At 71.4% G+C, this 10580-nt stretch carries 11 protein-coding genes and 1 tRNA gene; 2 read left to right on the top strand and 10 right to left on the bottom strand.

Translation table 11 applies throughout. The features are described from left to right. A partial coding sequence (locus ACWGKU_RS38490) for a hypothetical protein (RefSeq protein ID WP_452191765.1) occupies window positions 1-2409 on the bottom strand: 2409 nt, incomplete at its 3' end. Window positions 2410-2930: 521 nt separating this feature from the next. On the opposite strand from ACWGKU_RS38490, the gene ACWGKU_RS38485 reads away from it, so the two are divergent. Then, the gene (locus tag ACWGKU_RS38485) at window positions 2931-3752 is read left to right on the top strand and encodes a tyrosine-protein phosphatase (protein WP_401050244.1); all 822 of its coding nucleotides are present in this window, start codon (window positions 2931-2933) and stop codon (window positions 3750-3752) included. Here the strand turns inward: ACWGKU_RS38485 and ACWGKU_RS38480 are convergent. From ACWGKU_RS38480 to ACWGKU_RS38445, 8 genes are all read right to left on the bottom strand, one after another. Further along, a complete protein-coding gene (locus ACWGKU_RS38480; RefSeq protein ID WP_401050241.1) occupies window positions 3739-4644 on the bottom strand; it encodes an RNA polymerase sigma factor SigF in 906 nt (301 codons plus the stop codon). The two genes, ACWGKU_RS38485 and ACWGKU_RS38480, sit on opposite strands and share 14 nt — an antisense overlap. 144 nt (window positions 4645-4788) lie before the next feature. Beyond that, window positions 4789-5706: an RNA polymerase sigma factor SigF gene (locus ACWGKU_RS38475; RefSeq protein ID WP_380358919.1), complete on the bottom strand. Its 918-nt coding sequence runs from the start codon at window positions 5704-5706 to the stop codon at window positions 4789-4791. Window positions 5707-5949: 243 nt separating this feature from the next. Beyond that, window positions 5950-6243 (bottom strand): Dabb family protein, encoded by a 294-nt coding sequence (locus tag ACWGKU_RS38470; protein ID WP_360351558.1) that lies wholly within the window; start codon window positions 6241-6243, stop codon window positions 5950-5952. A 79-nt stretch (window positions 6244-6322) separates the two neighbouring features. Beyond that, window positions 6323-6463, bottom strand: coding sequence for a hypothetical protein (locus tag ACWGKU_RS38465; protein ID WP_359913966.1), 141 nt, complete (start codon window positions 6461-6463; stop codon window positions 6323-6325). Between the two features lie 478 nt (window positions 6464-6941). Continuing rightward, a tRNA-Ser gene (locus tag ACWGKU_RS38460) sits at window positions 6942-7028 on the bottom strand. 81 nt (window positions 7029-7109) lie between these two features. Beyond that, on the bottom strand, window positions 7110-7637 hold the full coding sequence (gene tadA, locus ACWGKU_RS38455; protein ID WP_452180860.1) for a tRNA adenosine(34) deaminase TadA: 528 nt from the start codon (window positions 7635-7637) through the stop codon (window positions 7110-7112). Window positions 7638-7687: 50 nt separating this feature from the next. Beyond that, window positions 7688-8245 (bottom strand): tRNA adenosine deaminase-associated protein, encoded by a 558-nt coding sequence (locus tag ACWGKU_RS38450; protein ID WP_359913958.1) that lies wholly within the window; start codon window positions 8243-8245, stop codon window positions 7688-7690. Between the two features lie 328 nt (window positions 8246-8573). After that, a complete protein-coding gene (locus ACWGKU_RS38445; RefSeq protein WP_359913963.1) occupies window positions 8574-8777 on the bottom strand; it encodes a hypothetical protein in 204 nt (67 codons plus the stop codon). Window positions 8778-8973: 196 nt separating this feature from the next. Between ACWGKU_RS38445 and upp the strand changes: the two genes are divergently transcribed. Then, entirely contained in the window at window positions 8974-9609 is a 636-nt protein-coding gene (upp, locus tag ACWGKU_RS38440; protein WP_049650159.1) for a uracil phosphoribosyltransferase, read from the top strand. Between the two features lie 108 nt (window positions 9610-9717). Here upp and ACWGKU_RS38435 read toward each other — a convergent pair whose 3' ends face one another. Further along, window positions 9718-10392 (bottom strand): LytR C-terminal domain-containing protein, encoded by a 675-nt coding sequence (locus ACWGKU_RS38435; protein WP_452180182.1) that lies wholly within the window; start codon window positions 10390-10392, stop codon window positions 9718-9720. Between the last annotated feature and the right edge of the window lie 188 nt (window positions 10393-10580).

The following is a 10580-nucleotide window of genomic DNA, read 5'->3' as shown; positions in this document are numbered from 1 at the left end:
CCGATGGCCAGCTTCTGAGCAGTTCCGGTCGGCATGGTGGCCTGGACCTGAACGCCCGACGGCGCGGGTGCTGCTCGGCGTGGCCGTCCCCCCAGACGGCTTGCCGTTCTTCGTCGCAGCGGTGTTGCCGTGGTGGCCGTCGCCGCCCTGACCGATGGTGCCAGCGGTGACGTCCTTGCCCGGCACCGGGGTTCCGCTACCCGGGACCAGGGACGGAGCGGGCTTGCGCGTGGTGTCGCTCGGGCCCACCGGGACGGGGGTCGCGACGCCCTGCGGCACGACCTTCTTGTCCGCCGGCACCGGGGCCGGGACGGACTTGGCCGCGACGCTCGGGGCGACGGCGGCCGGGGCGGCCGGCGCGGACGGCAGCTGCAGGGTGACGCTGCTCTGCAGCGCGCCCGGGGACACCCAACCCGAGAGCGTACCGGCGTAGGACGAACCGAACCCGCCCGTTCCGATGGCCAGCTTCTGAGCAGTTCCGGTCGGCATGGTGGCCTGGACCTGAACGCCCGACGGCGCGTTCACGGTGATGGTGTTGCCGACCCGGTAGGCGGTGACCTGACCGGCGGCGAGCGCGTTGTTCCAGGCCGCGCGGCGCTGGAACTCCTGGCCGATCTCGCGCTGGCTCAGGTTCACGATCGGGGCGCTGTCCGCGTGCAGCGAGCGGTAGGTGCCGAGGATCTTCTCCAGCACCGGGTACAGGATGCGGTCCTCGGACAGGTTCGACTGGTGCACGAAGTGCGGCCGCGGGTCGTTGTTCAGCACGTGGCCGAGGTCGATCCGGGCCTCCAGCGGCACGATGTACGACTGGTAGCCGGTGTTGACGTCGAGCGGCTGCGGCAGGCAGGTCGAGTTGGCGTTGTTCTCGCAGACGCCGCTGCCGCCGTTGGCCTTGCTGGTGTAGATCCAGTTGTACTCGTCGGTCTCCTCCTTCGCCGTGGCGGCGTTGTAGAAGACGTTCATCGGGTACCGCGGCACGGTCAGCACGGACGAGCCGACGGCCCGCTGGCCGGTCTCGCGGGAGGCGTCGCTGGCGGTGAACTTGATGCCGTTGGCGGCCAGCGCCGGGGCCAGGTACGGGTTGTCGCTGGTCTCCTGCGGGGCGGTCAGCAGCCCGGAGTGCTCACCGGTGACCAGGGTCTGCGCGTCGAACTGGAGGCCGCGCGCGGTGGCCCAGTCGGCGTTGTTCTTGATCTGGGTGGAGATGGTGTTCTGGTCGACCCAGACGGTGCCGCCCGCGCTGTTCTTGGAGCAGACCCACGGCACCACGGTGACGTTCTGGACGCAGCCCAGGTACGGGTGGGTGTAGGTGTGGTTGACCCACCGGTAGCTGCTCTGGTCGGCGATCATCCGGTCCGCCGTGGGGTCGGCGGTGGTCTCGTGGTCGGCCTTCCAGTCCTCGCTGCCGCCACCGTTGAACACCATGTCCAGGGTGAAGTTGTTGGCGGCCTGCCACTGCTTGAGGTGGTCGGCGTCGTCGACGGTCATCCGGATCGGGCTGGCGGTGTCCGGGGTGCCGGGCGGGCAGGTGACGTCGCCGGGGGTGCACTTGAGCGTGGTGTCCCAGCGGTCGTCGGCCAGGAAGACGTCGTCCACGTGGGTGGCGAAGTAGTTGCGGTCGTAGCCGAGGTGGACGCCCTGGGTGAGCCAGTCGACCATGCCGCGCGCCAGCAGCCGGTACTGCTGCTGGTACTGGTTGTAGACGAACGTGACGACCAGTTCCTTGCGGCCGTCGTGGGTGTACTCGCCGACCAGCGAACCGCGGGCGGTCGCATTGGGTATCGGCGCGTCGACCAGCGGGACGAACGAGGCGCCGGCAGGCAGGCCGGCGAGCGGGGTCGCCAGGTAGCCGTAGCTCTCGCTGACGTTCGTGTCGTTGTCCTCGAACGGGACGCTGCCCTTGAGGTACCCGAACGGGCCCGAAGTGCCGGCCGCGGTGGTGGCGCCCTGGAATCCGTCGAGAGTGCCCACGAATCCGGGATTCTGAGCGTAGTTCAGACCCACTGCGGGGTTGGCCCACGTGTACGCGTCGATCTGACGGACGTTGAATGCGGCTTCGTAGCTCGCGATCGCCGTCATCTCGGCGGCACTGTTGGGGAAGGGGTTTTCGTTGGGCAGCACGATGCCCTGGAACTTCCCCCGGGGCAGGCCGTTCACCGTGTCGCTCAGGAAAGCGGAGTTGATCACGGGACGGTTGGGGTCATTGAGGCTGACGACCTTGTAGGGCGTGCCCTGGCTCTTCAGCTCGGCGGTGATGGCGGCGACGGACGGGCCGCCGTCGTCGACGACCAGGACGGTGAGGTCGATCCTGGGCGGCATGGTGTCGCCGTGGGCCAGGGTGGACTGCAAGCCGCTGGCCAGCAGGACTGCCGCCGCGCACGCGGCGACTCTTCGGGTCGCTCGACCCATGGTGATCCTCCCCTTGGGGCCGGCGCGGCGCTCCTCGGCGCTCGCCTGCCCGTGTAGCTGTTCGCGGGCAGCAGGCTGCCCGGGCCCATCCTGGTCGAGGGACGGCGGTGCGAGGGACCAATTGGGCGAGAGTGCAGCGAACCTGTTACCAACGTTCATGGCGAAGCCATGAAGGCGCTGATTGTGACCGGAACCGTACCGGCGGCGCAAATAGTGAATTGAAAATGAAAAACCGGAAGCTGAGTGCTACACGTGGTTACCGAGGGTGTGCCCGGTGGGGTGGGCGGGGCACCTACACTGTCGTCGTCGCGCATGACACTCTTGCACATCCCACCGCCCCGTTGGGCAGGTTCATGCAATATCGGGCACCGCTGTGCCATGTGACAGTCCGAATATGCAATGGAGGCGCTCACGTGGTCGATCAGCATACCGAGCCGGAGGGATTCCTGAGCGTACGGAATGCGTCACCGAAGCCCGCCGGAACGCCGCTGGTCGGACGCAGTCTCGGTTTGCGCGGTGCGTTGAATGCCCGGGATCTGGGCGGGTACCGCGCGGCCGACGGGCGGATTCTGCGGCGCGGGGTGGCGCTGCGCAGCGATGGCCTGAACCGTGTCACCGCCGAGGACCTCGGCCCGCTCGGCGCGCTCGGCCTGCGCGGCGTGGTGGACCTGCGGAGCATGGACGAGGTCCGCGGCGCCGGACTGGACCGCCTGCCAGGCGGTGTGACGTTGCATCATCTACCACTGTTGGCAACGGACTTCGACATCTCGCTGCTGGTCCGCGACGCGCTGGCCGACCAAAGTCCGCAGCGCCAGCGGGCGTTGCTCGGCGACGGCCGGGCGACCGCCCTGATGACCGGTCTCTACCGATGGTTCGTCACGGATCCGGTGGCGCGCGAGCGCTTCGCGGCCCTGCTGCGCCTGCTGGCGGCCCCGCAGGGCCCGCCACTGCTGTTCCACTGCTCGGCGGGCAAGGACCGCACCGGCTGGGCCGCCGCGCTCCTGCTGACGGCCCTCGGGGTGGACCGGGGGACCGTCCTGGCCGACTACCTGCTCACCAACGAGCGCTCGGCTCCGGTCGTGCGCGGGGTGCTGGGCGACTTCGCCGCCCGTGGCCTGATGCGCGAGCCCGAGCTGCTCCTGCCGGTCTTCCGGGCCGACGGCGGCTACCTGGACGCGGCCTTCGCGGAGGTCGAGGCCGGCTGGGGCGGTTTCGACGCTTTCTGGCGGGACGGGCTCGGGCTGGACGACGAGGTGCTGGCCGGGCTGCGCGCCAACCTGCTGCTGGACGAGCCGGGGGCCGGGCGGGGCCCGGCCACCGGTGGCGGGCTCAGCCCTCGTTGATCAGTCCCTCGCGCAGCTGGGTGAGCGTCCGGGTGAGCAGCCGGGAGACGTGCATCTGGGAGATCCCGATCTCCTCGCCGATCTGCGACTGGGTCAGGTTCCCGAAGAACCGCAGCATGATGATCCGGCGCTCGCGCGGCGGCAGCTTGGCCAGCAGCGGCTTGAGCGACTCCCGGTACTCGACGCCCTCCAGCGCGAGGTCCTCGTAGCCGAGCCGGTCGGCCAGCGGCCCGTCGCTGTCCTCCTCGCCGGTGCTGGAGTCGAGCGAGCTGGCGGTGTACGCGTTGCCGACCGCGAGGCCCTCGACCACGTCCTCCTCGCTGACCCCCAGGCAGGCCGCCAGCTCGGCGACGGTGGGGGAGCGGTCCAGCCGCTGGGAGAGCTCGTCACCGGCCTTGGTGAGCGCCAGCCGCAGCTCCTGGAGCCGCCGCGGCACCCGGACCGACCAGCTGGTGTCCCGGAAGAAGCGCTTGATCTCGCCCACCACGGTGGGCATCGCGAAGGTGGGGAACTCCACCCCGCGCTCCGGGTCGAAGCGGTCGATCGCCTTGATCAGGCCGATGGTGCCGACCTGGACGATGTCCTCCATCGGCTCGTTGCGGCTGCGGAAGCGCGCCGAGGCGTACCGGACCAGCGGCAGGTTGAGCTCGATCAGGGTGTCGCGGACGTAGGTGTGCTCGGCGCTGCCCGGGTCCAGCGCGGCCAGCCGCAGGAACAGTGAGCGGGAGAGCGTCCGGGTGTCCAGTGCGGCGCCGGGCGGCGTCTGCGTTCCCGCGGCGGGGCCGGGTGGCCGGACCGTCTCGACCCGCTGCAGCGGGACCAGGTCCTCGGCGACGGCCGTGCCGGTGGCCCGGCCGGCGTGGATCTCCGCAGTGCCCAGCTCTCCGGACATGCACCCACCCCCTTGTGACTGTCGGTTGAACGGGGGCCGTCGCGCGGTGGTTCCCGGCGAGGGCCTTCCCCCTCCATACCGGAACACGGTCCACGGCAAACCCGAACGTCGCAAGATGTCACGCCGGGGTAACTGGCTGCAATCTCACTCTTCCCAGGAGTTGCCGGTCCGAAGCCTGGTCAGGATCCGTGAGAGCAACCGGGACACGTGCATCTGGGACATCCCCAGCTCGGTGCTGATCTGGGACTGGGTCAGGTTGGCGAAGAACCGCAGCATCACGATCCGGCGCTCCCGCTCGGGGAGCTGGACCAGCAGGTGGCGGACCATGTCCCGGTGCTCGACCTCGGCCAGCGCGGAGTCCTCGTAGCCGAGCCGGTCGAGCAGGGCGAGCCCGCCCTCGTGCTCCTGCGCGGCCTCCAGGGAGGCCGCGTTGTAGGCCCGCCCGGCGTCCAGGCAGGCCCGCACGTCCTCCTCGGGGATCCGCAGGCTGGCGGCGATCTCGGGCACCTTGGGCACCCGCCCGTGCAGCACCGTCAGCTCCTCCATCGCACCGCTGACCTGGACCCACAGCTCCTGGAGCCGGCGCGGGACGTGCATGGTGCGGACGTTGTCCCGGAAGTAGCGCTTGATCTCGCCCAGGATGGTCGGCAGCGCGTAGGTGGGGAACTGGACGCCGCGGCCCGGGTCGAACCGGTCGATCGCGTTGATCAGGCCGATGGTGCCGACCTGGACGACGTCCTCCATCGGCTCGCTGCGGCTGCGGAAGCGGGTGGCCGCGTAGCGGACCAGCGGGATGTTCACCTCGATCAGGGCGGCCCGCACCCGCTCCCGCTCGGGGGCGTCCGGGGGCAGCTCGGCGAGCCGCTCGAACAGCACCCGGGTCAGCGTCCGGACGTCCACGGCGGGGCGGCCGCCGGGGCCGCGCAGCCGGTCCGGGCGGAGCTCGCCGGCCGGGCTGGTGATCGCAGCCAGCACTTCGTCCACGGACACCTCACCCCTCCCAAAGTCGTCAACGGCGGGCCCTGCGGATCGGGTGTCGCGGCTGGCTCGGTACCTCGCCATGTCCGGCAAAACCGGTCATAGCATCACAAGGTGGGCGCACATCGGGCAAGCACCCGACGGAGGTGTGTTGGTGGGGTGTTCAACCTTTCCCGGGCCGGCCGGCGAAGTGCCGCACGGATCGTTCCGGGACGGAGCAGGGCGCCCCGCCCGGAGGCCGGGCGGGGCGCGGCGGTCCGTCCGGGGGACGCGTCCGGGGCGGGTTCCGGACGGGCGGGGTCGGACGGACGGGTGCCGGACGGGTGCTCAGACCTCGATGTCGGCGATCACCCAGGTGGCGAACTCGCGCCAGAGGCCGGCCGCGGCCTGGTGGTCCGGGTGGGTCAGGTAGGCCTGGAGGGCGTCGCGGTCCTCGACCAGGCTGTTGATCGCGTAGTCGTACGCGATGTCGCGCTCGGTGGTGTTCCAGCCGCACTCCCACTCGCGCAGCTCGGGGATCACCGCGCCGAGCGCGTCGAAGGCCTTGGCGCCGGCGAGCACGCGCTCTTCGTCCTTGCTGACGCCTTCGTTGAGCTTGAACAGGACCAGGTGGCGGATCACGATTGCCGCTCCTCGCGGACGGGGACAGAGGGTCCCGCTCACCGTAGCCGGTGCGCCGGGGCCGGTCGCGGGCCGTCCGTCACTTGATCAGACCGGTCATGAAGGTGCCGACCGCCTTGGCGGCGTTCGAGATCCCCTCGAACCCGAGCTGCACCAGCTCCGCGGACCGGGAGGGCGAGGTGATGATCGAGTAGAGCACGAAGATGAGCAGGAGGGCCATGCCGATCCTCTTCGCCTGCGCCATCGGGTGACCTGCCTCCCAGCCGTGGGCCGCCGTCATCCGGTCCCCGAGCGGCCTGCAGGGGGCAGCTTATCCACCCGGACGGGCTATCAAGTGTGCGACGCGTTCGGCCGGCGGGACGAAGGTCCCCGCGAGTGGGGCCTTTCTCCGGATGCCCCGTCGCGGGCCGGGCGGCAGGATGGAGGACGTACCGAGGATCTGGCAGGAATCCCCGGTGCGTGGATCCGGAGCTCCCCGCTGTGGGACCGGTCGCCGCGGCTTCCCCCGACGCGGCGCCGGTTGTGGGACTCCGCCGGGGGAGCGGTCAGTCCCCCCGAGCCGCTCCCCCTCCAGGCTCCGTACGGACCGGGCACCGGTGGTCATCGGCCCGGGGTACGGAGCCGTTTTTCGTGCCCGGACACCGGCCGGACAAACGCCGAGGGCCCGTCCGGATCGGACGGGCCCTCGGGCTTTCGAGCGGTAGCGGTGGGATTCGAACCCACGGTGGAGTTGCCCCCACACACGCTTTCGAGGCGTGCTCCTTTGGCCGCTCGGACACGCTACCGAGAGGAACTCTACCGGAGGGGTGGCGCAGTCACGAAATCCGTATCGCCACGGTGGTCGGCGGGCTCTCGGCGGCGGGCTCTCAGCGGTGGGTGTCGAAGAAGGCGCGCAGCTGTTCGCCGCACTCGTCGGCGAGGACGCCCCGGATCACCTCGGGGCGGTGGTTGAGCCGGCGGTCGCGCATCACGTCGAAGAGCGAGCCGGCCGCGCCGGCCTTCTCGTCGAGGGCGCCGTAGACCACCCGGTCGATCCGGGACAGCACGATGGCGCCCGCGCACATGGTGCACGGCTCCAGGGTGACGACCAGTGTGCAGCCGCTCAGCCGCCATTCCCCGGTCTTCTCGGCCGCCTGCCGGATCGCGACCACCTCGGCGTGCGCGGTCGGGTCGCCGACCGCCTCGCGCTCGTTGTGGCCGCGTCCGATCACCTCGCCGTCCGGGTCCAGGACGAGCGCCCCGACCGGCACGTCCCCGGTGGCCGGCGCCAGCGCGGCCTCGGCCATGGCCAGGCGCATCGGCGCCGCCCAGCGGTCGCGGACCGGGTCGGGGCGGACGGGGGCGGGCAACGGGGGGACGCGCGGAACGGTCAGCGGGGTGGATGCGGGCTGCATGGCATCCAGTGTCGGGTATCCGGCGGCGGACACCGGTACGACCGACCCCTCTACCGGACGGCCTCCAGGACCTCGCCGCAGCCCAGGGCCTCGGCGATCTCCTCCAGGGCGTCGCCCGGCACCGCGCCCTCGCCGCTGAGCGCGAGCAGGTCCTCGGAGGCGAGGCCGAACTCGGTGAGCAGGTGGGCGTCGCCCAGCGGGCCGACCGGGACGCCGCCGCGGGCGTCGGCGTCCTCCTCGTCCTGCTCCCCGGCCTCCTCGGTCTCGTCCAGCAGGTGGTCCAGGTCGCCGAACTCGCTCTCGCCGGCCTGGTCGACCAACTCGTCGGTGAGGACGGACCCGTAGGAGCTGCGGGCGGCCGCGGCGCCGTCCGACACGAAGATCCGCGGGTCCTCCTCGCCGTCCACGCGGACGACGGCGAACCAGGCGTCCTCCTGTTCGATGAAGATCAGGACGCTGTCGTCGTCCTGGGCGGAGTCGCGGGCCAGGTCGGCCAGATCGGCCAGGGTTTCGACGTCGTCGAGCTCCGTCTCGCTCACATCCCACCCGTCCTCAGTGCGAGCAAGCACTGCAGCGAAGTACGCCACCAGGGACACTCCCAAGATCATCGGTCTCGGCTGCCGGCGCGCACGGGCGACGCGAAAATCTGGCCGCCCCCGCACCAGGGGCGGTCCGCTTGTTCGGACCGTCCCATCGGAATCGTGACAGAAAGCCCGCCCTCGCGGGGGGTGTTCGGCAGCGCGTCTTCGCAGGTCGTGTCGGAAGGGCCGGGTGGCGGACGGCGAAGTCGGGCGTGGCGGTCCGAAGCCGGTCGAAATTTGCTCCGAACGCCCGCCGGGGGCCGCCTCGGGCCGTTTCCGGGTCCGCGCCCGGGGTCCGCGCCCGGGGTCCGCCCCCGGGCGCGCGGCGCGGCGGCGCGGGGCCGTCCGGGCCTTGTCAGATCCGGAAGGTTCGCATCCGCATGGCCTCGCGCATCCGCCGCTCCTTGGTCCGCCGGGGCTGGACCCGCTCCCGCAGCTCGCGCGCCTCGGTGAGTTCGCGCAGGAAGACGGCCCGCCGCCTGCGGCGCTCCGCCTCGGTCTCGGGGTGGTCGTACGGCGGGCCCGGGCTCCGGCCCGACCCGTCGACGGGCTCGTCCATCGAGCCGTCCCCGGCGTTCGGGTTGCTCGTCATAAGACGTGACATTCCCAGAACGGCCCGGTTGATACCACAGGAGGCACTTCCGTCCGGACATTCGCGACAGGTCACGGCGTGTCACGGGCGCGTCACCCGGACCGCCGCCCGGCTGGGGCACGGCGGGTCGTACACCCGTCCAGACCCGGGCTAACCTCGACACATGCGTCTCCACGTCGTCGACCACCCCCTGGTCGCCCACAAGCTCTCCACCCTGCGCGACGAGCGCACCGACTCGCCGACCTTCCGTCGCCTGACCGACGAGCTGGTGACCCTCCTCGCCTACGAGGCCACCCGCGACGTCCGCACCGACGAGGTGGAGATCACCACGCCCGTCGCGGTCACGCTGGGTACCCGGCTCAGCTACCCGCGCCCGCTGGTGGTCCCGATCCTGCGGGCCGGCCTCGGCATGCTGGACGGGATGACCCGCCTGCTGCCGACCGCCGAGGTGGGCTTCCTCGGCATGGTCCGCAACGAGGAGACCCTGGAGGCCTCCACCTACGCCACCCGGATGCCGGACGACCTCTCCGGCCGCCAGGTCTACGTGCTCGACCCGATGCTGGCCACCGGCGGCACCCTGGTCGCCGCGATCAGGATGCTGATCGAGCGCGGTGCCACCGACGTCACCGCTGTGGTGCTGCTGGCCGCGCCCGAGGGCGTCGAGGTGATGGAGCGGGAGCTGGCAGGTCTGCCGGTCACCGTGGTCACCGCCGCCGTTGACGAGCGGCTCAACGAGAACGGCTACATCGTCCCCGGCCTGGGCGACGCGGGCGACCGGCTGTACGGCACGGCCGGCTGAGCCCCCCACCCGAACCACCCGAACCACCCGAACCGCCGAACACCGAGAGCCCCCGGCACTGCGTCTGCCGGGGGCTCTCGGTGTTCGGCTCCGGTGTCCGGTGGCGGTTCAGCAGCTGCCGGTGGCGGTCGGGGTGGGGGAGGGCTTGGTGGCCAGGGCGAGGGCGGCGGCCGCCTGGGTCTCGTCCAGCAGGGCGTTGTAGCTGTCGCCGATCACGAAGTCCACGGTGGTGTCGGTGCGGGCGTCGGCGGTGACGGCGGCACCGGCGATCTGCGAGCCGACCAGGGTGCCCGCGCCGGCACCGGCCGGACCGGCGATCACCTGGGCGGTGCCGGGCACCTTCTTGTCCAGCTCGGCCGGGGCGTTGCCGACCTTGCCGATGACGAAGCCGCGCTTCTTGAGCTCCTCGGCCGTCCGGCCGGCCAGACCGGCCTTGGTGGTGGCGTTGTAGACGTTCACGGTGACCGCGGTGGCCTGCGGGACGGCGTGCGGGTCGCCCTGCGCGGCGGCGGGCGCGTCGGCGGCGCCCGGGGTGGCGCCCGGCGTGGGGGCTGCCAGCGCCTTGCCGGACGGGGTCGCGCAGGCCTGTGCCGAGGCGTTCTTGTTCCTGCCGGTGAAGATGTCGTACAGCTGCACGCCGCCGAGCGCGATCAGGGCCAGGGCGAGCAGGCCGACGAGCGCGGCGATCACCTTGCGGCTCTTCTTCGGAGGCCGGCCCAACCGCGGGTAGGTGTTGCCGGTGACGCGGTACTGCTTCCCCTTGAGGCCTTGGGGAGTCAACATGCTCACGGTTTGTCTCCCCCTCGTGCCAGGGCGGGGTCGGGATGACGGATCGGCCGGGTGGGGACTTCCCCGGTGCGGGCGGAATCCCCTGGTCGCGGCCGTAGTCAGCAGCGTAGTGCCGTACGGCCTCGAAGGTACTAAACGATCATCATCTGGCGTACCCCGGTACCCGAAAGGGGGTACCGGGG

The organism is Kitasatospora sp. NPDC054768 (genome assembly GCF_053612025.1).
The sequence above is the reverse complement of the archived record's forward strand: the minus strand, read 5'-3'. Positions and strand labels throughout refer to the sequence as shown.